Source organism: Methanococcus voltae PS (assembly GCF_024807035.1).
GTDB classification, from domain to species: domain Archaea; phylum AGJL01; class Methanococci; order Methanococcales; family Methanococcaceae; genus Methanococcus; species Methanococcus voltae.
Genome location: NZ_JANUCQ010000001.1, coordinates 416,357 through 440,700, shown reverse-complemented (window position 1 = coordinate 440,700; position 24,344 = coordinate 416,357). Strand labels below are relative to the sequence as shown.

The window sequence follows — 24,344 nt, the reverse complement described above, 5'->3', positions numbered from 1 at the left end:
ATTATTTTATTTAATTTACTTAATTTACTTAATTATTCTCAATATAAGGTAATATATACTACTACGCACATATATTATTGATACGATATATTGATTTTAAAGATAAGCAATATAAAAATAAAACTAAGCTATAAAATATTAAAATTCTTCTACTTTTAATCTAAATTATAATTTATAAATTATATTAATTACTTTATTCCAAAATAATAAGTTTAGGCAGTTTTATCTGCTGGTGATTTTATGAGTGATATATATTTCGATAAAATTAAAGACCTAATAAAATCCGAATTAAAAATTCATATCGACCAGTATAAAGATTCATACATTGCTCGAAGAGTTTCAGTTCGTATGAGACTTACAAAATGTAAAGGCTACAGGGAGTACCTAGAACTTTTAAAAAAGACACCTGAAGAATATGAAAAACTGGAAAATACATTAACAGTAAATGTTACGGAATTTTGGAGAGATATAACCGTATACCGAGAAATAAAAAAGATATTTGAGGAAAAAGTAAAAGATTCTCGGGTAAAATCCATAAAAATATGGAGTGCAGGTTGTTCTTCTGGAGAGGAACCTTATGGATTAGCCATAATATTAAAAGAACTTTGTGAGCAATACTCTAGAAAATTTTTAAGAATAACAATTAATGCCACAGATTTAGATAAAGAAATTGTCAGAAAGGCACGACAGGGTATATATATTGACAAACAGTTTAAAAATATGGACGAAGACACCATTAACAAATATTTTACTAAAATAGACCGAAATCACTATCAAATATCTAGTGATATTAAAAAAATGGTCACATTTAAAAATCACGATTTAATTAAGGAACCACCAATTTATGAAATGGATTTTATCTTATGTAGAAACGTTATAATCTACTTTGGAAAAGAAATTCAAGAAATTTTATTCAATAAATATTATGAAGGTCTTTCGGATGGAGGTTACCTGATATTGGGCAGAACTGAGATGTTGCATGGAGAACCTCGAGAAATGTTTATACCTCACAATCATAGGGAGCGAATATATCAAAAGATAGTGGGTAAAAACAAAAGAATGGGTCAAAATAGTACAGAAAGTTCCTCAGTATCAGTTAAAAATAACCAGGATATTGTTAAAAATACAAATACTCAATCAAGACTTAAAAGTTCTGAAGTAAAGTCAAGCTTAAAATCTACGGCAAATACTAGAAGTACTAGAAGTACTAGAAGTAGTGTGGATAATAGTAGTAATATTAGAAGTAATAGTAAAAATAATAATGAAAGTACAAATCGGTTAAATTCATCAGCTAAAACTACAAATAGATTGACAAGTAAAACCAAATCTACAATTAAATCTACCGATAAACCAGTGTCTAGATTATCGAGATATTCATCTAAAAATGAAGTAAAATCAGATAAAGAAGAAAGGACTAAGAGAACGTTAACATCTTCCACAACTTCTAGCTCTAGATTAATTAAAAAGGATACCAAAGATAATGATAGAACTAATAAAGATAGATTAAAGTCAAGAACTGAAGTAAAAAGAACCGGTATTTCATCTAAAACATCTGAATCTGAATCTTCTAGAACTTTACGTGAAAAAACACGATTAACTACAAGAGAAAATATAAATAAAGATAAAGAAAAAAGAGAATCTAAAACTGTTAAGAAATCTTCTTCATTACTATCTACTAAGAAAAAAGAACAAGACTCACCAAAAGATTTAAAAGAAATTAGAAAATCGCTACAATCTTTAAGAAATTCTAAAAAATAAAATTATAATGGGTTAAAAAATTAATTACTTTATTTATTATTTTATTTATTATTTTTATTAGTTGTATTTTAGTTTTTAATTATTTATTTTTCATCTTTCCTACTATTTTTTGAATTATAGAATAATACTGCAGATAATATAATTAATATTGCTATATATACTACAATATAAACTATTATCTCGTTAAATGAACCAGAACCTAATAAGTACGTTGAAAATACAATCAACAGTTGTCTGACCATTAATACAGTTATTATTTGGAAGAATAAAGCCTTTAATAGGTTTAATATGTTCTTTTTTGTATGGACTAAATCATCTATGAAGTGTACACATACCAATATTGCAACGGACAACGTTAACGGGCTTGCAATATTCAACAAAAATTTACCAACAAATAAAATCCATTCAGGGTCTTCTGAAACTCTATATGCATAAATACCACCTACTATAATGATTAAAAGGGATATTATACCCCCTGCAGGCGATATCTTACCAACTTGTAGACCTTCTTTACTCTCCATAATTTTGGATTTGATATTTTCAGTTAAACCAGCCCCTTCGGATAGGACATATATACCCAAAAGTCCAGATATTATTCTCCAACCCAAATCTTGGAATACCGCATAAAGTATCAATACAAACCCTATTGAAACAAATATAAGTGGTATATATCTTGACATTGTTTTATTAATAAACTCTTGTATCAAATAATAGGTGGATTCCAATGATTCATTTTGTTTTATAACTATTCTCTTTTTCCAAACAAAAATATCTTTTAATTCCAAATATTTTAATATTGTTTCATCTTCTTTTCCATCGGATACTATATATATAAAATCTGGCTCGTATAGGTAAATTAAAAAGTCCAACTGTTCTTTAATTCTTATTGCGCACTCTTCAGAGTTTACATCCTTTGCACCAGTGATTGTTGCTAATTCAACATCCCTATTTTCCCTTTTTAGTGAGTCGTAGTGTTTTACCCCTCCGAGTATAGAGTTAACATCACTATCTCCAGGGTCTGCTAAACCCAATTTTACAGCTGCAGAGATATTTTCATTTCTACCCAATATAGGACTTGAGATATTAGCTTTACGCCCTACATCATCATCCATATCTACAACGATTATCAAATATTTTTTATCTTCAGTACTGTAGTTTAAATCTATGTTCTTACCATCAATACCATCATTGCCATTATTTGTATTATTATTTGTACTATTTGTATTACTTGTATTATTCATATTTTGATTAACACTATCATTGCTATAATTAACAATAATACTCTCGATATTTACAATATCATTACTAATTTTTTTAGAATTTAAAGGTTCAAAACTCATATTACCCCTTTGAATGTACCATACAATGTGGTAATTTTATATTCAAACATCTAAGTTAATTCTAAATTAGTTATAAATTAATTCTAAGTTAAAATTATACTTGTGCGAATACATATCAAATTTTAAATATTGTTGTAAATTTAGAAACTATTTTTTAAATTTTACTAAAACATTATAAAGATTATCAAATTAAAGATTATCAAATTATAGTTATTGATATAAAATATATTATATGGTTTTTATAGTTAATTTTTATAATCGTATGATAATTTATAAATATAAATTAAATTATGTTCGATTCATTTAAAAAGATTTATTAATCATATTACGATATATTCAATTATTTCTATTTATATTTAGCAATATTACGAAATAATATAGATATTACGAATATATATGTTAATATATGCGATATTATACTATGTAACATTATCATATTTATAATAATAAATCTTCACAAGTACGAGCATTTAAGCAATTATGTATGTAAATCGAGTGGTACCATGAGTAAAATAGATTTAAAGAAAGAAATAAGGGTTATTAAAGATTTTCCAAAAAAAGGAGTTAGCTTCAAGGACGTTACCACGATATTGAAAAGCCCAAAAGCTTTGAAATATACAATAGATGAAATGTCCGATTATATTGAAGATAAAAAAGTTGATATAATTGTAGGGCCTGAGGCCAGAGGATTCTTATTTGGAGTTCCTATTGCCACTAAACTAAATTTAGGATTTGTTCCCGTCAGAAAACCAGGAAAATTGCCTTTTCAAACCCATAACGTAGATTATGATTTAGAATACGGTACTGATAAATTAGAGGTTCATGTTGATGGAATTCAAAAAGGTCAAAGAATCGCCGTAGTTGACGACCTCTTGGCTACAGGAGGCACTGCACTTGCCACTAGTCGATTAATGGAAAAAGTTGGTGGAGAAGTTGCTTGTTTGAACTTCATTATAGAATTAACGGAACTTGAAGGTAGAAAAAAACTAAATAAATACGATATTCAAAGTTTGGTAACTTATGAAATATAATTATTCGCAAATATTGATAAATTAATAAAATATAAGGGATAATTTAAAATTAATACCTAAATAACTAAAAATAAGAAATAAGAAATAAGAAATAATAGATAATAAATAATTTAAGACAAAAATTTAATTGTGATAAAATGTTTAAAATTAGGGAAATTTTAACGATTTCTGATTACGTAACTTTGATAAATATTGTTTTAGGACTTATGGCAATATTGTTAAACGACTTTGCATTCGTATACGTTGCAGTTGTTTTTGATGCGTTAGATGGAATGGTTGCAAGAAAAACAAACACGGTTTCCGACTTTGGGGCGGAATTAGACAGCATTTGTGACGTTGTAAGTTTTGGAGTAGCTCCAGCTTACTTATTATATGCAAATATTAGTACATTATCGCCAGAATTAAATATATGGGGTGTAATTTTAGCATCAATATTCGTATGTTGTGGTGCTTTAAGATTAGCAAGATTTGGAGTTTTAGACGTAAAAGGATTTATTGGATTACCAATACCTGCAGGAGCTTTATTTACTTGTTCAATATTACATGCGGCATTACTATATAACAATGTTTTAAGTGGTACTTTAGGTTATATTGTTTTATTTGTTTATTTAGTGGCCGGGTTGTTGATGATTTGCGACATAAGATATCCAAAGTATCCTCGTAGAGTGTACCTATCAGTATTTTCATTAGCATTATTGATTGGAGTACTTGGACAACCAATTCCGTTGGTATTATGCCTTATATCCTATACGATATATGGCTTTTACGGCACTTTAACACATGAATTATAATATTGCAAATTTTAATATTATTGTGAATTATTTTATATTTTATATTCCATATTTTATATTCCATATTTTTGATTTTTGATTTTTGATTTATTTTTTTAACTTATTCGCTAATTATTTTTTTAGTGTAATTATGTGAAAAATCAAAAAATAATATATAGGTAAAAAAATTAATAGATATCTTTATAACACATTTATTAGTATATAATTAAAAATAAAACAATCGTATTATAAGGTTGATAAAATGGAACTACAAAAAATTAACGAAAATGTATGGGAATTACCTGAAACTTACAAAAAAGGAATGAAAGTAAAGGGAAACGTTTATTTAAATGATGAATTATACGAAGGACTTCAAAAAGACGTATTTGAGCAAATAGCTAATGTTGCTTGCCTTCCGGGTATTCAGAAATATTCTTTAGCAATGCCTGATTGCCACTATGGCTATGGCTTTTGTATTGGCGGTGTTGCTGCATTTGATGAAAGGACTGGTGTTATAAGTCCAGGAGGAGTTGGTTTTGATATTAACTGTGGTGTTAGATTAATAAAAACCAATTTATTCAAAAAAGATGTAGAAGATAAAGCAAAGTTAAAAGAACTTTTAAACGAGATATTCGTCAATGTACCATCCGGATTAGGTAGCAAAGGTAAAATTAGGCTTGATAATAACCAAATTGACACTGTTTTAGAAGAAGGTGTCGAATGGGCAATCAACGAAGGTTACGGCTTAAAAGGAGACCTTGAAAGAATAGAAGAAAACGGTAGGATGAAAGAAGCAGACGCTAGTTTTGTTTCAGAAAGTGCTAAAAAAAGAGGAAAGCCACAACTAGGTTCATTAGGTAGTGGAAACCACTTCTTAGAAATTCAATACGTGGATGAAATATTTAACGATGAAACCGCAAAAGTTTACGGCGTTGAAAAAGACCAACTTATGATTATGGTTCACACTGGTTCAAGAGGTCTTGGTCACCAAATATGTGCGGATTACTTAAGAAAAATGGAGAACGCTACGAGAAAATACAATATAAATATTCCAGATAGACAGTTGGCTTGTGCTCCAATTAATTCAGAAGAAGGAGAAGCTTACTTTAAAGCTATGTCCTGTGGTGCTAACTACGCTTGGGCAAACAGACAATTAATTACCCATTGGGTAAGAGAAGCCTTCGAAAAAGTCTTCAAAACTTCCTATGAAGATATGGACATGGAAATAGTTTACGACGTTGCTCATAACATTGCTAAAAAGGAAAAGCATATTGTAGATGGAAAAGAAAAATCAGTTGTTGTGCACAGAAAAGGAGCTACTAGAGCTTTCGGACCGAACCATACTGAAATACCAGATATATATAAAGCCGTAGGTCAACCAGTGATTATTCCTGGAGATATGGGCACTGCTTCATACTTATTAAGTGGTACAGATTTAGCAATGGAAAAAACATTCGGCTCAACTGCACACGGTGCAGGTAGGACATTGAGTAGAGTTAAAGCTCTCAAAATGTATAATAGTGAAGATATTCAACAGAAATTAGAAAAAGAAGGTATTTTAGTAATGGCTGACTCTAAAGGGGTTATTGCTGAAGAATGCCCTGAAGCATACAAGGATATCGAAGCAGTTGCGGATGTATGTAATAATTCAGGTATTGCACTTAAAGTAAGTAGATTGAAACCTTTAGGGGTTGTAAAAGGATAATTAAAAGAAAGAATATAATAAAAATACTAAAATAATAAAAATACTAAAATAATAAAATAACTAATAATAAAATAATAAAAAACATTTAATTTTCTTTTTTTCGTGATTTTATGAGAGATAATTCAAACAAATTAAAATTTAGAAATTGTATTTTTTATATGGTTATAATAATTATATTAACAGCTATTTTATCATTTTCAGGATGTACATCTTTTTCATCTTTTTCATTTTCTTTAGATAAAAACCCTAATGAGATGAACAATACCGAATTTTTTAATTCGCACGAAAAAATACTTGTAAAAGTTGATAAAATAGTTGATGGGGATACGGTTTACATGGATGTAATTTTAAATGACTCTAATAGTTATTTAATAGACCCCTGGGATTTTGATTCAAAAAGTAAGGAAAAATATAATAAATCCATTATAAAATTAAGACTTTTGGGCGTAGATACGCCGGAAACTTATGGATTAAATAAAGCCAATGAATATCAAAATTATGATAATAGCTTTATTTCGAATTTAACATACTTAAAACTCTGGGGTAAACTTGCAAAGAATTATACAATTGAAAAATTAGATAATAAAACAGTATATTTATTATTTGATAAAAAAAGTGATAAAAAAGGTAAATATGGACGTTATCTATTATATATATTCTTAAAAGATAATGAATCTAATGAAAAATACATTAATTTTAATGAAGAATTATTAAAAAATGGATATGCTCGAGTATATGTTTCAGATTTTGAGTTAAAAGATAAATTTTTAAAAATTGAAGAGAATTCGAAGAAAAATAAAATAGGTATGTGGTATTAATAGTAAGGATAATTATACAGATTTAAGTAATAGTATATGTTTAAAGGCTATAATTTAACCGAAACTATTTTACTAAGCCCATTTTCCATACATACTCCATACATAACGTTTGATTTACTTATCATTTGCTCCCTATGGGATATAACAATAAATTGCGATTCTTTAGACGCGTTACTTATCATATCCCCAATTAAACTTGCATTTTTAGTGTCTAACGCAGCATCTACCTCATCTAAAACGTAGAATGGAGATGGATTTAATCTTTGAATGGCAAATAAGAACGCTAAAGCGGTTAAAGATTTTTCCCCACCGCTCATAACATCCAAATTCTGTAACTGCTTATTCATGGGTGAAGCATCTATTAAAAGACCTCCTGAAAATGGGTCTTCCTCATTTTCGAGGGATAGTTTACCATTACCTCCTATCTCACCATATATTTGCTCATAGTTTTCAGCAACTCTATCGTAAGTTTTCATAAACGTTTCTTTCTTTCTTTTTTGAACTTCTGAAATTAATTGTAAATATTTACCTTCTTCTTGTTCATATTCTTTTCTTTTCCCAAATAACTCTTCGTAACGTTCGTTAATAAAATCATAATCTTCAATAGCTCGCATATTTACAGGTTCGAGTTTTTTTATACTACTTTCCAAAAGTGCTTGATTTCTCTCTAAATCATCAATTTCTAACGAATAAGTTTCTTCTATCATTTCGTCAGATATATCTTCGATATTTTCTAGAGTATCGCATAAATAAAGCTTTCTTTCCTCTTCCTCTAGCCTTGTCTCGTATTTTGCCCGGTCAACATTTATAACATTTACCTGATTATCAATATCAGTGGCTTTTTCTCTCAATTCTTCTTTATTATTTTGGAGATTCTCAATTTCTAGTTCGTAACATTCTTTTTTATCGGTTAAATCCTTTAAACCCTTTGTTAATTCTTCATATTTTCCTCTTTTATCAGATAATATGCTTGAATTTGATTCTATGTTTGATTTATAAATTTCTACACTATTTTTAAACATATTTTTCTTATCTGCAAGAGATTTAATGTTGGAATTTAACTCTGAAATCTTTGGAATTAAAACTTCTTTTACTAAAATGGCTCCTTTTTTAATCTCATTTTCCAAGGTATTCTTGCTACTTTCATTTTCCCTAATTTTATGGTCAATTTCTTTAATTCTTTTTGACAGTTCAGAATTTTCATAAGATTTTATCTCGTTTACAATTCTTTCACGTTGCCCCATTACTTCAGAAAGTTTATTATCTAGATTTTGAACTTTTTGGGATAATATTTCCTTTTCGTCAGTTAATTCTGAAATTTCGTCATCTATTTTAGAATTTAACATATTTAATTCTTTTATCTTTAAATTATTTGATTTTGTAATCTCTTCTTTCTTAAATTCCTGGTCTCGAGCAATTTTTAAGCGATTATCCAACTCTAATTTTCTTGTACTGCATGTATTAATTTTATTGTTTAAACGCTCTATTTCATCTTTAACATTTGATAAAATTTGTTCCAATTCTTTTATATCCTCTGAAAGATTAGTTAATTTTTTCATATCGATATCTACTTTAATAGCTGAGTTTCTGCGTATATTACCCCCAACCATTGCACCAGATGGCTCTATAACTTCACCCTCTAAAGTAACAAATCTTGCCTTGTATTTTAAGGATAATTTTTTGGCATTTTCAAGATTATCAACTATATGAGTATTTCCAAAGATAAATTTAAATACATTTGTGTATTTTATATCAAATTCGACCAAATCAATAGCTTTTCCAATAATACCAGTGTCTGAAATGTCTTTTGCATCCATACCTTTTATTCTATCCATTGGTAAGAATGTAGCCCTACCTAATCTCTTCTGTTTTAAATAGTTGATAGCTCGTGAACCGTCATCCATTTTCTTAACCACTATGTGGTTTAACCTGGCACCGCCTGCTACTTCTATGGCTGTTTTGTATTCACCTTTAGTTTTAGCCAAATTACCGGCTATATCTACCACACCAGGTAACTTTGCATCAAGCACGCCCTTGACTGCCCTATCTAAACTAAAGTTTTCCATATCTTTTAATGTTTTAATTCTCGCATTTTCTTTAACATATTCAGAGTGAAGATTATCTAATTTTGACTGACTATCATTTCGTTCAGTAATTTTTTCTTGCAATTTTTTCTTTGAAAATTCCAATTCAACTGCTATATCTTCTAATTCCTTGTATAGTTTTTTAGTATCTTCTAAATCACTAAATTCGGCTATCTGGTTTGTTAAATTTTCAATTGTTTCATTGTTTTTTTGATAATCGAAAGTTCTATTATTTAATGTATTTTCTAATTGATTTAATTCGTTTTTTAAGCCATATAATTCTTTTTGGGTATCGTTTATACGTTCTGAAAGCTTACTTTCTTGATTTTTTAAAGCTTTAACTTGAGATTCACTTTGCTCTACCTTTTTCTCTAAATTTTGCCTTTCTTCGTTTAATTTTTCAATTTCTTTAATCAAAACTTTTGCTTCAGCTTCTTTTTTTAAGGTGTCAATCCTTATGTTATTTATTTTCTCTTTTGTTTCGTTTAAATCATTATTTTTGGATTCTTCCATTTTTAACGTGTGTTTTAAATCATCTATTGCATTTTCCAGTGCATTTTTATCATTATTAAGATTTACTTCCAATTCTTTGATAGACTTATGAAGTTCCATTACTTCTTCGCTACCTTTCTCATTTAATTCATTGACTAACTCGTTGATTTTTACTTTTAATCCGATTATTTCGCTATCTATATTACTTATATCTTGAATATAACAATTTTTGGTCTCTTTTAAAGCTTCTATTTCATCTTTTGTTTCGTCAAGAACCATTTTTAAGAATTCTACTTTTTTAGATGTTAAAATATACTTTGTAACTTTTAATTTTTTGTTATATACAGTATATTTTTCAGCGTCTTCTTTTTCTTTCTTTAATTTCTCTAGATTAGCGCGAACTTCGTTTATCCTAATATCTATTTTTTCAATATATTCCCTTGCTTGAGATAACTCTTTTTTTGCTTTTTCCGATTTTTCATCGAATTCTGCAACTCCGCTGACTTCATCTAGGATTTTTCTTCTTTCATTTGGCGAAGTATCAATTATCCTAAGCAAATCTCCCTGTAAAATGATGTTTGGACCATCTGCAATCAAAGATATCTTACTTAAAAGGTCTAAAACTTCATTTTTCTTCATCCTACGTCTTTTTTCCACTTTTGAAGCTTTTGAAGTCTTTTTTTGGCTACTTTCGGTATTTATTTTAGTATTTTGCTTTTCAACTTCATACCAAACAACGTAATAATTATTATCGCCGTTTAACTTTACTTTTCTGCAAATACCTACTTTATCAGAATCTATGGGTATTTCACGATTTATATTGTCAAAAAATAAAGTTACCTCTGCATAATCTGCCCTTTTTCCATTATGGTAGGTTATAAGTTGGTTAAATTTTCCTGCTCTCAAGGATTTGGCGGAGGTTTTTCCAAGAACAAAACATATACCGTCGATAGTATTTGACTTTCCCGAGCCATTTGGACCCAGTATTGCAGTAAAACCGTCAGGGATTTTTAACTTCGTATTTTTGAATGATTTGAAATTTTTTAAATGAATTTCGGATATTGAAATCATAAGGACACCGTTACTTAATAATTAGATAAATTTAGATTTTTATTATTCTGAAATATCTTTTTAATATTGTATTATCTCTATTATCTCTATTATCTCTATTATTTGTATAAACATTGTTAAATAAACTATTTTAATCATATTATTTATTTTATAGTATTTTAGTATTAAATCTTTTATCATTTGTTTCCCGAGATTTAATAAATTGTTATTTGAGTATGTTATTTATGAATTATTATGACATAGTGATATAATATCTAAACGTATTTTAAAATATTTGAAACTTGAATAATCTCCAATATTAAAATAACTCAGTTAAAATCTTTTAATTTAAAAAATAATTATAAAAATTCGTTAGATTTAGTATAATAGAGCTCTATTATAAAGATTAGCAATTAATATTTTTAGGATAATTATTATTTTTGTTAAAGAATATGCAAAACTATATATATTAAAAATACAATTAATATATTTTTGAAAAGTTATTATTATGTAATAGAACTCTATTATATGATTGATAACTTTTGATTTGAATACTTTTAAATATATTGGTAGTAGACATAAATAACTAGGTATGAATAACAATATTAATAAATTCCGTGGTTTAATTATCTCCAAGTAATCACCATAGAATAGCATAAAATATAAATAATCATATAAATTTGACAGAAAAATGATTTAGAACAATAAATAACCTCTAAATATTAAATAAATTAACTAAATTAATATAATATTAAATATTTATTTTTTAAACATAATTATAAAAATTTAAAAATAACAAGTATAAAAATTAAAGCTACTGCAATTCGAATTAAAAAATCGAGTTGTATACTCAGGTGAAATTATGAGAAACAATATTGTAAACAAGGGAACTGAAGAACTATCTTACGAAATTAGGGGAATTGTTGCAGTAGCGGAAAGAGCCCAAAAATTAGGCAAAAAAATAATCTGGGAAAATATTGGGGACCCTATCGCAAAAGGGGAACAAATGCCCGAATGGATTAAAGAAATAGTTTCAGAAAGTACTTTAGAAAATAAAACATATGGTTACTGCCCTACTCAGGGTTTATTAGAAACACGTGAATTTTTAGCAGATTTAAACAATAGTAAAAATGGAGCTCAGATTACATCCGACGATATGATATTTTTCAATGGCTTAGGGGATGCTATAACTAATATTTATGGATTAATGAGAAAAGAATGTAGGGTAATTGGCCCTACTCCAGCATACTCCACACATTCATCTGCAGAAGGTTTATACTCAAATAGTTCACCTGTGATGTACAGTTTGGATAAAGATAATTTATGGTATCCCGATTTGGATGATTTGGAAAATAAGGTAAAATATAATCCTTCGGTTAGTGGTATATTATTAATAAATCCCGGCAATCCCACAGGTGCAGTATATTCTAAGAAAGTATTAAGTGATATTGTAGATATAGCTAACGAATACGACGTATTTATATTATGTGACGAAATTTACCAAAATTTAGTTTACAATGGTAAAAAGCATGTTAGCCTTTCAGAAGTAATAGACGATGTTTGCGGAATTTCAATGAAAGGTATTTCTAAAGATTTACCATGGCCTGGCTCCCGTTGTGGCTGGACAGAATTTTATAATAAAGATAAAGACCCAGTATTCAAAAAATACGTTGAAAATATCGGTAAATTCAAAATGATAGAAGTATGTTCAACTACATTACCTCAAACGATTATACCTAAGGTAATGGGCGATAAAAGGTTTGAAAAATCTTTGGGTGAACGTAAAAAATACTACGAAAAAGCTTCAAATTACGCATATAAGACAATTAATAAAGTCGAAGGTGTTTCAGTAAATCTTACAAATGGAGCATTTTATGGAGCTTTAACCTTTGACGATGGTGTTTTAAATGACAAACAGCATTTAAAAATGGATAATGAATTAGACACGTATATAAATGGAGTTTTAGACCAGTGTGGACAACATTCCTTAGTTGAAAAAGACAAGAGATTTGTCTACCAGTTATTGGGTGCTTCAGGTATTTGTATGGTACCATTGACGTCTTTCTGTTCAAAACATGAGGGATTAAGATTTACACTACTTGAAAAAGATGAAAATTTAATGAAATGGACATTTAAAACTTTAAGTGAAAAAATAGACGAGTACCTCAATAGTTCAGCTAACTAATTTATTAATTTATTATTTTATCTTTTTATTATTTTATCTTTTTATTAGTTATTTTTAATTACGTAATTATATTGGCATTAATATTATAAAATTTAAATGTATAATTATATAAATTTTTAATTAGATAATTATTATTGTAAGTAAATACCTGAAATACCCTAAAATTAATTGACTATATTATTAAACAAATGGCGGGTGATTCTATGAAAAAAATACTTGTAATAAATGGAAGTCCTCTAAAGCAAGGCAATACTGCCAAAATACTAGCCAATATGATGAAAGGTATATCTGAAAGCTGTGAAGCATGTTTTCATGAACATAATTTAGAAGAAATTAATTTTGAGGGATGTAACGAGTGTATGGATTGTAGAGACACTTTTGCCTGTAGTTTAGACGACGATATGTCCGAAATACTAGACGAATTAATAGAGGCTGACTACCTAATCTTTGGTACTCCAATATTCATGTGGCAAATAACAGGGCAGGCTAAATGCTTTATAGATAGATTGTATCCAGTGATTTCCAATGATTTTGAAACTAGATTGGCCAATATAGCTACAATAACTGTATATACACAAGCAAATCCTGATAAAAACGCATTTATAAACTATATAAAACATAACAATGATGTATTAGACTTCTTAGGGCTAAATGTGATTGATACATTAATAGTGGGAGGTTTATCAGAACAAAATCCTGCAGAAAACCACATGTACGCTCTTGAAAAAGCATACCATATGGGTAAAAAGTTAATCCAATAATAAATCTAATAATTAAAAATTATTTGATATAATATTTTTTATTTATTTTTTATTTATTTTTTTAAGTATTTGTTATATTTTTTGTCGATAAATCAATAATTGTATATATTAAAAATAATATATTAATATACAATATAATTATGAATATGATATATCTTGTTGGCAAGTGAAACTATGAAAATAATAAGATTTGAAGACGTGACTAAAGGAAATATTGTAAGATATTTAAATTTAGAGTATTTTTCAGAGGTTGAAGTAGATGTTGATATTTGTAGGTTAGCTTTAAGGGAGCCTTCTGGAACTTTTATTTGGCTAAGAACTACAATTACAAATCTAGAAAAAGTAATGGCGTTCATGGAAGATGAAAAAACATTATTAGACCTTGGTAACATTGAAGAATGCGGAAAAGAATACTTTTACTTTACAGTTCGTAAAAGCGAAGAACATTCTAGCTCAATGTAAGTCATTGTAAGCTGGATTAATTATTAGATTATTTTTTTGAATATTTTAAATATATTGAATATTTTTTTAATTTGGAACTTTTTGTGATTATATGAATAAAGATAAATTAGGGTTAATATATAAAACAGTTGGAAAATTTGCTAAAATTGAAAAGGTTTATAAAAATTCCTTATTTATTGGGTATGTTAAACCCGTAGATACGGAAATTGAAGCCAAAGAATTTGTAAATTATGTTAAAGAACTACATAAAGACGCTACGCACAATGTGTCTGCCTATTATGTAAAAGAACATGAAAATAATAATTATTTAGCTATGAAATACGATGATGATGGTGAACCTTCAGGAAGTTCGGGGAAACCTATTTTTAAAGTTTTGGAGCTTAAAAATGTGCAAAATTTGGCAGTAGTTGTTACGAGATACTTTGGAGGTATTAAGTTAGGTTACGGCGGACTTGTCAAAGCTTACAGTGAAACTGCGAACGATGCTATCGAAAGCGCAGGAATTATTGGGATATACGATACTTCAAAGTTCAAATTAGAGTTCGATTACTCTGAGATAAATAATGTTAAAAAAGCTATTGAAGATACAAACGAATTGAATAGATTAAATGTGGTAAAAATTTACTCTGAAGAATATTTGGAAGATATAAATTATAATATCGATATTATCAAAGGTTATGAAGATATATTTATTAAAAACGTCATAAATTATACTAAAAATAATTTAAAGATACATAAATTAAACAAAAGAGCTTGTTTTAACAAATTAATTAATTAAAAATAATAAAATAAGAATAAAATAAAATTTCTTTTTATTTTAAGTCATTCCTTAGAACAATGGTATTGTACTACCAATCGTAGGAGCTATTGAAGGGATTTTAAACATTTTCCATATTGTCATTGCGAGGGAAAGAGCCTGATATCTTTCACCGTGCATAACTATGGCTTTTTTAGGTTCTGGTATCTTTTTAAGATACCTTACAAGTGAATTGTAATCCCCGTGAGCTGAAAATTCTATTTTGGATATTTTACCCTTAATTTGGATAGGCTTTTTGAATGGAGTGATTTCAGTTGCTCCTTCTTCTAAACTACGTCCGATAGTACCTTCACCTTGGTAACCAGTCAATATTAATTTATTTCTTGGATTTTTCAATAATGATAAATATTGCAATACAGGACCGCCTTGAACCATTCCAGACGTTGAAATGATTATACAAGGTTCATTATTGTTAAATATATTATCATCAGCTTTTAAAAGATTACCAAATGGATTAGTACCATTATTCATTAAATTATTTATTTTAGGGTTTAACCATTCTGAATAGCTCATATACATACCTGTTGTATGTGTTAATGAACCACAGATGTATATTGGAACCTTTTTAATCAAACCGCTTCTTATGTAGTTGTTTATAATAACGATTATCTCCTGAGCCCTACCTACTGCAAAAACAGGGATTATAACTTTCCCATTTTCTTCAATGGTTTCTGAAATCTCGTCAATTAATTGTTTTTCCAATACTTTTCTTGATGGTTTAACATCTAATGGCGAACCGTAGGTTGATTCGATAATTATGGTGTCTATTTCATCAATATCTGTATCTGCAGGGTTTAAAGTTCTGGTCTCAATTTCATTAATATCGCCAGTATATAGTAACTTTTTACCGTCTATGTCTAAATATACCGAGGAACTACCCAAAATGTGTCCAGCATCGTATAATTTCATAGATATGTCCGAAGTTATCTTTCTAGGTTCTTTATAATCTACAATGTTGATATTTTTCATAGACCTTTGAATATCTTCTTCCTTGTACGATTTTGACAATGCTACAGTATCTTTCCATACATTGTACATTAAATCAGCCGTAGGTGCATTACAATATATATTTTTAAGGTCAAAATGAGGTACTGCACCGCAATGGTCAAGGTGTGCGTGGGATATCACAACTGCATCCATAACGCTGTCATTTATATCTGGTATACCATTATTTGATGGGTCCATACCACAATCTACTAATATTCTAGACTTTTTTGTCTCTATTTCTACACAGGATTTTCCTATTTGATGACAACCGCCGTGAAATTTACCGACTATCATGTTTTCACCTCATTGCGATTGTCCAAGAGATGAATTAATTCATTTATAATGCAATTGAAAAGTAAATATTGTATATGACTAATTAATTTTAAAAGTTAAATAAATTGTTTTAATTTAACATATTAAATTATAAACTTTTAGATAATAAACTTTCAAATTTATATTTAAATTCTATATCAATATTTTTACTTTCGCATCTTGTTATCAATGTAGCAATCAAATTTTTAGAATTTTCAAAGTTATAATTTATAAAACTAAAATTAGGCTTAAATCCTTCTTTTATTAATCCAGTATTCTTATAATTATAGTCTGAATTTCCCAATATTTTGTTACCGTTTACAGTAGCCATTTTTAAAATTTCTAAAGGTTCTAAATGGTATAATTTATATATGAAGTCCATTTCTCTAAATATTGACGGAGAATTGGCCATAAAATTATCTGTCCCTATTGCCATTAAAATACCTTTTTCGTGTAATTCATTTATTTTTGGCAATCCTACATTGAATGAAGCGTTTGCTCTTGGACAAACCACTAATGGTATGTTATTTTCTTTTATTTGTTGTATTTCCTGGTCTGATACGTGAACCGCGTGAATTATGAAGTTTGGGCTTAATTCCAAATTTATTAACCTTTCTATTTCAGATAAACCGTAATTTTTATGTGAATATTGAACCGAACCCTCATGTTCGCCTGCGTGTACTGAAAATACTTTTTTTGATTTGACCTTGCTATTATCTTTGATATTACCTTTGATATTACCTTTGATATTATCTTCGCCATTGTCATTGTCATTATGACTATTGTATTCATCAATAACACGCCTTATGAATTTGAGTTCACAGTCGTCATATTCATTTAAACCGCTTAGACCTATTCCTTGAGATAAATCCAAGATTTGGAAAATTTCATTTCTTAAATCTTCTTTAATATCGTCTTTAGTAGTATTTTCCAATCTTATTGTGGGTCGACCTAAAACGTAAGGTTCCAATAAATTTTTTGAATTATTTGTACTATCGCTATTTTTAGTAATGCCTTTGGAGACGTTAAACAAATTTAAAGCATTATTTAAAAGTTGAATACCTTTTAAACCATTTTCCCGATAGTCGCAAAATATATGTGTTCCGTTTTCATACAATTCACACATACCCGCTATCATACCATTGACTATATCTTTGTCACTACAATTATTTAAAAACCTATGTTTGAGACCGTGAGGGGGCTTTACTAATTCATCTAATGTCCTATTTATGCCGACATCTTTAATTGCAGAATCCCCAATATGAGTATGTAAATTATTAAAAGAAGGGATTACTAAGCCTTCGTAAGTTATGATTTTATCATCTTCTTTTGTTAAGATATCAGATAAATTTTCTTGATTTTCTAAAAAATCAGTTATAACCCCGTTTTCAATTACAAGAATGCCCTCTTTTAATTCAAATTCCTCGCCATATAAAAACTTAGATTTTAAAAATAACGCCATAATTTCACCAAAAATACAATTATATGCTAGTTGTATTACATTTATATTATATAGTAACCCTGTTATATTTGAATTGTGATTTATATATCATTTAAATGAATAGGTATTGAAAAATAAATTTAATACTATTTAAAACTAAATGATTTATATAGAATTGAATTTAAATATTAAATAATTAAAAAAATTAAGCTTAATTTCTGTTTAACTTCAGTTTAAATTTAAGTTTAAATTTAAGTTTAAAGGTGTTATATTGTTAATTTTAAAAAAGAAATCTGTTAAAAACGCTTTTGAAGAATTGATACCTAAAATATTAAATGAAGGTATTGATATGACTACAGAAGACGGTCAAAAATGTAAGGAAATTATGAATACCGTTATTGAGATTACAGACCCTGCAAATATGGATGTGTCTTCAAAATATCCTCTCGGTGAAAATGCGATTAAATCATATACTAATCAGCTTATAAATGGCTGTAGTACAGAATTTGTTTACGACTACCATGAACGTATTTTTGAATACCCAAATCAAGATAAAACCGAGAAATTTGACCAAATAGACTATATTGTAGGTAAGCTTTCGGAAAATCACAGTTCTAGAAGGGCTATAGCTATTACGTGGAATCCATACATTGATACACAAGTTAAAGACGTTCCTTGCTTGCAGTTTATCGAATTTTTAGTGAGAAACGATGAGCTATATATGACTGTTTTATTTAGAAGTAATGACGCATATTTAGCTTTCCACGCTAATGCACTTGGTTTAATTGCACTTGGTCAAACTGTTGCTGATAAATTGAACATTCCATTAAAAAAGTATACTCATCATAGTGTTTCAATGCACGTCTATGTTAAAAGAGATATTGATAATTTAAGAAAAGATTTTAAAATTTAATTTTATTTTATTATTTTATTATTTTATTTTATTATTTTATTATTTTATTATTTTGGTTACTATTTTATTACTCATCACCGTAACTCATAAAAACAAAAATTTATATAATTATATACGTGGATAAATGGGGAGGGGTGACTATGACAAATATCCAACCATGTATTGACGAAATTAAAGAATTGATTACCCGAAGTTCGGAAGATGATGACCTTAATTCGCTAAAAGAACATTTAAAAATGATTGAAACGTTACTAAAGCATGAAACTGGCGAAGACTTGGAAAAATTAAAAGAATTACATAAATTCACGGAAGAAGAAATTTTAAGATTGATAAATTCGAAGATATAAAATATAATTAAAATAAATTATGATATATTAGTCTAAATCATTCTAATCTTTAATTATTTCTTATTTTTATTATTTTTTCAGTTATTTCTTTTTTAAAACTTAAATTAATTATTATATTCTATTATATACGTTATTTCTGGGACAACAGTTTATATACTAATTAAACAATATTTTTAAATAATTTAATAAAATAGTGAAATATATTATTTAAGTTTAAATTATAAAAATTGAGAATTGGGTTTTAAAATGGGAATTGATATAATACCAGATGACGTATACGGGCTTAAAAAGGGAGAACTAAAACTATTAAATAAGATAAAAGAAATATACTCAGAAATTGACAATTATGAAGGCAATAGGAACTGTGTATTGTATTTACAACAGTCAGTCTGTGGTTTAAAACCTGATTTTATATTGATAGATAGTTTTAAAGGGGTTTGTATATTAGAAGTCAAAGATTGGAAAATAGGATATTTAAAGAATATAAATTCCCACCAAGTGGAAACAATTGATAATAAGACTTTTAAAAATCCAATAGTTATATCAAATATCTATTTTAATAAATTAAAAGATTTGATTTATAACGATGAAATATTTAGGGAAAAAAAGGAGAAAAGTAAAAAAAATAAAATAAATACCAAAAACATTGAAAATTCGAATAAATTTGAAATGCCCCCTAAAATATACTCTTATGCCGTTTTTAGTAAGATTAAATCGGAAGAGATTAAAAAACTTGAAATTAATAAAGTTTTAAATCAGCCCCCTTCTAAATATATAACGTCGGATAAAATTTCAGAATTAACTATTGACGACCTATTTGATAAAAGTAAAGATGTAAAAATGTCAAATATTGAATTTAATAGAATTAGGTCTTTATTATGTCCTGAAATATGTATTTGTAATTCAAAACAGAAAATTAAAGATAAAAATCATAATAAAGATAAATATAACAATAAAAAAGATTCTAAGTTGAAGAAATTAAGTAATTTGATAAATTTATTTAAAATAATAAATAAATTAAGCAGTAAAGATGGTATTGAAGATATTATTGATTATGAAAAGGATTCTAAGGAATTAATAAAAGTTTTAGATTTAGAACAGGAAAAAATAAGCAAAAAAATACCCAATGGCCACTTTATGATTACCGGCGTACCAGGTAGTGGTAAAACTGTAATATTACTATCAAGGGCGGTTTTTTTAGCATTGAACAATCCAACTTGGAAAATTAGAATTTTAACATATAATAGAACACTTTCAGAAGAATGCAAGGCTAATTTAAAAATTATGTGTGAAAAAATTGGAAATAACGATATATTAAATAATATAGAAGTTTCTACATTCCATAAATTTGCAAAAGAACTTTATTATGAATATAATAAATGCTTTGAATCTGAAGAGTTTAATAACTTTAAAATAAAGTTTAAAACTGAATCAAAACAGTTTTGGAATTACGAATTACCAAATAAAGTTTTAAATATTTTAGAAGATAGGATTGATACCAATATGTCATTAAAACAGTACGATGCGGTTTTAATTGACGAATATCAAGATTTTATGAATGAATGGATTAAAATATGCGTAAAATCTTGTAAAAAGTACCCTTATATCGATTATGCTGGAAAAAATACCGAAGGAATTAATTTATTTTTGGCTGGTGACCGAATACAGAGTATATATCGTTTAAATGGTCAAAATTGGAAAAGTTTAGGCATAGATATGAGGGGAAGGAGTAAACTATTAAAATCCACATATCGTACAGGTAAAGAACATTTAAACTTAGGAATAAACTTTTTAATGAAAAATGATGAACTCAAAAATCAGGTTTATAAATTCTACAATGGTACAAACACATTTAGTGTATTGGATGGCAATATTGAATTTTTAAGCGGTAAAAACGAAGTATTGAACGATAAAATCAAAGAATTGTTGACAAAATTCAAACCTGAAGAAATAATGATACTTTGTAATGACAATAAAAGCTGTGAAAAATTATATTACGGTCTTGATTCGGATTTAAAAAAGAAATGTAGCTTTTCAAAAAATTTGGAATTTGGTTATATTCGTATTTTAACTTTGCACTCCTCAAAGGGTTTAGAATCACCAGTATGCGTAATTACAAACTTATCAAAAATTAATAAACCCACTAATAACGTTCAAGATATATTAAATAGAAAATTAATCTATGTTGGGATTACTAGGGCTTTTGAACATTTGATTTTACATTCAGAAGACTTTAATAACTCTTATGCGAAAGAATTGCGTGATATAGTTTTAAAAAAATAAAAATAATAAAATAATAAAAATAATAAAAAAAGCAATGATAAAATTCCAAAAATAGTAAATTTAAAGGTAATATTATTACCCATAAATTGATTTAATACGTATAAACAAAGTTTTAGGATTTACTAGTGGGTATTCCTCATTTTCTGACATATCCAAACAAACTGCATAACCTAAAAATTCAAACTGTGCGTTTACAACCACAGTTTCATTTTCGTCAGCTTTTTCATCAGTTACAATATTATTACATAAGTCTACGCTAACTAATTTAGCAATTAAGCCCTCTGTACCCACCGTTAAATCACTTTTACGGATACTGGTCAAAAATAATACATCCCCAACTTCAGAATTTGTTAAAACTGAATAATTAGCTATATTTTTTAATACAAACGTTCTAACTTGGTTTTTCAGTAATTCTGAAATCGAATTCCTTGAAATACCCGTTACAGCAAGTGTTTTCATAAATAACCCCCATATGCAAATATTATAAAAATATTATAAATTATATCTTAAAATTTAGTAATTTTTTAATTATTTTATTGTTATTGTTATTGTTATTTTTATTATTTTTATTCCATTGGATTTTCATTGATTAATTACATATACATTGGATTTTCAGATTTTGTCATTAATTTTGCATGTTCCTTAGCAAGATTATTCAATTTACTTTGTATTTTCTCAGCTTCTTCTATTAATTCATCGATATTAGCGTTTATATCATATTCTTTATTTAATACACCGATTATTATCGAAGCAGCTTTAGGGTCAGGTCTTAAACCTACGGTTTCCACCAATAAACAGGCTGCAGGTATATTTTGATAGTTGCATTTTAACATCATATGTGCTGAAATACCTCCGACCATTCCCAATTTTAATTTATTCATACCAGTCTCTATTTTGGCGTTTACTTCTTCTTGTAAGCTACCATAATTCATATTTTGATTTGTATCCAAAGTCATTAGCTCCAATTCTTCCAAACTTGTTTCTTCGGGTAAATTATCAAAATCTATATTATTTATATTATTCATACTATCGATATTATTAATACTATTATCTACGTCAGATTTGGTTTCTTCTTTGGTTTCCTTACCCTTTGTAGAATCTTCTTTATTTTTTAAAGCGTGATTTTGGAATTTCATTAACTTATCTACAATTGTTTCGGAAGTAGATACCCAATAAACATTTTCCGGACGCATAGATGCAAATCCTTCCAAAGTTACAACCATTTTTGGTTTTATATCTTTTAATCGTTCTACGGTTACATCTACAAAAGGATATATTAATTCGCTCGGAATTAAAACGTCTGAAAAGAATACTATCAAATCTTTTCGGCCATAAACCCTAACCGGCGGATAAGCTACGCTATCTTCCACAATCATTGCCAATGGAAAAAGCGGGTCTTCAAAATACCCTATGTATTCCAAATCCAAATTTTTTATAATATGATATGATGAAATGCTTCCTACGAGCCCTACACTCGGAAATCCTACAATTACCAGCGGGTCTTCATAATCCACGGTTTTTAAGCTAATATATTGCATATTTCCCCTCTTTCTATTTAATTTTGTATATATTATTTGCATTACTTACTAAATTAAATTATAAATTTTAAACTATAAATAGCAATATATGTGAAATTAAGTAGTAAAAAAGTAAGAATTATATTAAAAATTTAAAAAAATAAAATATTGATAATTTAAAATATAACTAAAAAATAATAATTTGATTATTTATTATTTGATTATTTATTCAAAGATAACATTTTATCAATTGCGACTTTTGCTTTTTCTATGATTTCTTTATCCAAATTTACTTCGTATTTCTCTTCAATTAAACAGGTTTCTATTTTTTCAAGAGTTATATTTTTCATAGATTTACAGATTGCATCAGACCTTAATGGTACTAGATTTTTAGATTTACCCACTTTTTCAAGCTCAATATTTAATCTAGAAATCATATCGCATTCTGTTCCAATTATAAAGGTTTCAACAGGGGAGTTTAATACGTGTTTAACCATTCCGCCTGTACTCATGACATAATCTGCAATATCTTGTAATTCAGGGTTGCTCTCAGGATGAATTAACAATTCCGCGTCAGGATATTCGGCTTTTACTTTTTTAGCATCCTCTAATGTATACATTTTGTGTACATAGCAATGTCCGCCTTTTGGAACTGGAATTATTTTTTTATCGGTTCTTTTTTCTACGAAATAAGCTAAATTATTGTCTGGTCCAAATAATATCTTATCTTCTTCAAATAAATTTACTACTTTGTCGGCATTTGCAGAAGTACAGGTGGCATCCGCCATTGCCTTTGCTGAAGCCAATGTATTAACGTAAATTACAACTTTAGCGTCAGGATGCTCCTTTTTAGCTTGTATAATTACTTCAGGAGGTAATTGGTGAGCCATTGGACATTCGGAGTCAACAATTTCGGGTAAAAGCACTTTTTTAGTAGGATTTAAGATTTTTGCAGTTTCGGCCATAAAATCTACACCGCAAAATACTATTATGTCAGCCTCAGTTTTCTCTGCGATTATACAGAGTTCTAAAGAATCACCGATAAAGTCGGCTATCTCTTGAATTTCTCTAGGTTGATAATTATGAGCCAAAATTATTGCATTTTTTTGGTTTTTCAATTCATTTATATGGTTTATTAACTTTTCCTTTTTATTGATACATTCTTTCATAATAACACCGCGTAAGTTTTAAATTTTAAATTGTATTTTTAAGATTTAAATTTAAGATTTAATTTTTGACTAGTAAATTCGTAAAATTGATATATAACTTAA

General features: G+C 27.8%; 19 protein-coding genes. 12 read left to right on the top strand and 7 right to left on the bottom strand.

The window, feature by feature from the left end; translation table 11 throughout:
* The first annotated feature begins 240 nt into the window (after positions 1–240).
* Complete coding sequence (locus M2325_RS08255; RefSeq protein WP_310572587.1) at positions 241–1,758, top strand: CheR family methyltransferase; 1,518 nt, start codon at positions 241–243, stop codon at positions 1,756–1,758.
* Positions 1,759–1,841: 83 nt separating this feature from the next.
* Here M2325_RS08255 and M2325_RS02130 read toward each other — a convergent pair whose 3' ends face one another.
* Entirely contained in the window at positions 1,842–3,098 is a 1,257-nt protein-coding gene (locus M2325_RS02130; protein WP_259050687.1) for a DUF373 family protein, read from the bottom strand.
* A 512-nt stretch (positions 3,099–3,610) separates the two neighbouring features.
* Here M2325_RS02130 and M2325_RS02125 point away from each other — a divergent pair.
* From M2325_RS02125 to M2325_RS02110, 4 genes are all read left to right on the top strand, one after another.
* Complete coding sequence (locus M2325_RS02125; RefSeq protein WP_209590816.1) at positions 3,611–4,129, top strand: adenine phosphoribosyltransferase; 519 nt, start codon at positions 3,611–3,613, stop codon at positions 4,127–4,129.
* Positions 4,130–4,266: 137 nt separating this feature from the next.
* A complete protein-coding gene (gene pssA, locus M2325_RS02120) occupies positions 4,267–4,920 on the top strand; it encodes a CDP-diacylglycerol--serine O-phosphatidyltransferase (RefSeq protein WP_209590492.1) in 654 nt (217 codons plus the stop codon).
* 241 nt (positions 4,921–5,161) lie between these two features.
* Positions 5,162–6,604: an RtcB family protein gene (locus M2325_RS02115; protein ID WP_209590491.1), complete on the top strand. Its 1,443-nt coding sequence runs from the start codon at positions 5,162–5,164 to the stop codon at positions 6,602–6,604.
* 110 nt (positions 6,605–6,714) lie between these two features.
* Positions 6,715–7,422 carry a thermonuclease family protein gene (locus M2325_RS02110; protein WP_259050685.1) on the top strand — a complete coding sequence of 236 codons (708 nt, stop codon included), beginning with the start codon at positions 6,715–6,717 and terminating at the stop codon, positions 7,420–7,422.
* Positions 7,423–7,469: 47 nt separating this feature from the next.
* On the opposite strand, the gene smc is transcribed toward M2325_RS02110, so the two are convergent.
* Entirely contained in the window at positions 7,470–11,069 is a 3,600-nt protein-coding gene (gene smc, locus M2325_RS02105; RefSeq protein WP_259050682.1) for a chromosome segregation protein SMC, read from the bottom strand.
* 841 nt (positions 11,070–11,910) lie between these two features.
* On the opposite strand from smc, the gene M2325_RS02100 reads away from it, so the two are divergent.
* The 4 genes from M2325_RS02100 to M2325_RS02085 all read left to right on the top strand — a co-directional run bounded on the left by M2325_RS02100 (position 11,911) and on the right by M2325_RS02085 (position 15,234).
* Positions 11,911–13,233 (top strand): pyridoxal phosphate-dependent aminotransferase, encoded by a 1,323-nt coding sequence (locus M2325_RS02100; protein ID WP_209590489.1) that lies wholly within the window; start codon positions 11,911–11,913, stop codon positions 13,231–13,233.
* A 203-nt stretch (positions 13,234–13,436) separates the two neighbouring features.
* On the top strand, positions 13,437–13,994 hold the full coding sequence (locus tag M2325_RS02095; protein WP_209590488.1) for a flavodoxin family protein: 558 nt from the start codon (positions 13,437–13,439) through the stop codon (positions 13,992–13,994).
* 174 nt (positions 13,995–14,168) lie between these two features.
* Positions 14,169–14,456, top strand: a complete 288-nt coding sequence (locus tag M2325_RS02090; protein ID WP_259050681.1) for a hypothetical protein — start codon at positions 14,169–14,171, stop codon at positions 14,454–14,456.
* A gap of 91 nt (positions 14,457–14,547) precedes the next feature.
* Positions 14,548–15,234, top strand: coding sequence for an IMPACT family protein (locus M2325_RS02085; protein ID WP_209590486.1), 687 nt, complete (start codon positions 14,548–14,550; stop codon positions 15,232–15,234).
* Positions 15,235–15,285: 51 nt separating this feature from the next.
* Here M2325_RS02085 and M2325_RS02080 read toward each other — a convergent pair whose 3' ends face one another.
* A complete protein-coding gene (locus M2325_RS02080) occupies positions 15,286–16,554 on the bottom strand; it encodes an MBL fold metallo-hydrolase (protein ID WP_209590485.1) in 1,269 nt (422 codons plus the stop codon).
* 127 nt (positions 16,555–16,681) lie between these two features.
* Positions 16,682–18,034: an amidohydrolase family protein gene (locus tag M2325_RS02075; RefSeq protein WP_259050680.1), complete on the bottom strand. Its 1,353-nt coding sequence runs from the start codon at positions 18,032–18,034 to the stop codon at positions 16,682–16,684.
* A 250-nt stretch (positions 18,035–18,284) separates the two neighbouring features.
* On the opposite strand from M2325_RS02075, the gene M2325_RS02070 reads away from it, so the two are divergent.
* The 3 genes from M2325_RS02070 to M2325_RS02060 all read left to right on the top strand — a co-directional run bounded on the left by M2325_RS02070 (position 18,285) and on the right by M2325_RS02060 (position 21,556).
* Entirely contained in the window at positions 18,285–18,926 is a 642-nt protein-coding gene (locus M2325_RS02070) for a thymidylate synthase (RefSeq protein ID WP_259050679.1), read from the top strand.
* 140 nt (positions 18,927–19,066) lie between these two features.
* Positions 19,067–19,273 (top strand): hypothetical protein, encoded by a 207-nt coding sequence (locus tag M2325_RS02065; protein ID WP_209590482.1) that lies wholly within the window; start codon positions 19,067–19,069, stop codon positions 19,271–19,273.
* A 246-nt stretch (positions 19,274–19,519) separates the two neighbouring features.
* Positions 19,520–21,556 carry a UvrD-helicase domain-containing protein gene (locus M2325_RS02060; protein ID WP_259050677.1) on the top strand — a complete coding sequence of 679 codons (2,037 nt, stop codon included), beginning with the start codon at positions 19,520–19,522 and terminating at the stop codon, positions 21,554–21,556.
* Between the two features lie 75 nt (positions 21,557–21,631).
* On the opposite strand, the gene M2325_RS02055 is transcribed toward M2325_RS02060, so the two are convergent.
* The 3 genes from M2325_RS02055 to nadA all read right to left on the bottom strand — a co-directional run bounded on the left by M2325_RS02055 (position 21,632) and on the right by nadA (position 24,242).
* The gene (locus M2325_RS02055; protein WP_209590480.1) at positions 21,632–22,015 is read right to left on the bottom strand and encodes a DUF473 domain-containing protein; all 384 of its coding nucleotides are present in this window, start codon (positions 22,013–22,015) and stop codon (positions 21,632–21,634) included.
* A gap of 134 nt (positions 22,016–22,149) precedes the next feature.
* Positions 22,150–23,094, bottom strand: a complete 945-nt coding sequence (locus M2325_RS02050; protein ID WP_209590479.1) for a proteasome assembly chaperone family protein — start codon at positions 23,092–23,094, stop codon at positions 22,150–22,152.
* Positions 23,095–23,294: 200 nt separating this feature from the next.
* A complete protein-coding gene (nadA, locus tag M2325_RS02045) occupies positions 23,295–24,242 on the bottom strand; it encodes a quinolinate synthase NadA (protein WP_209590478.1) in 948 nt (315 codons plus the stop codon).
* Positions 24,243–24,344: the final 102 nt, after the last annotated feature.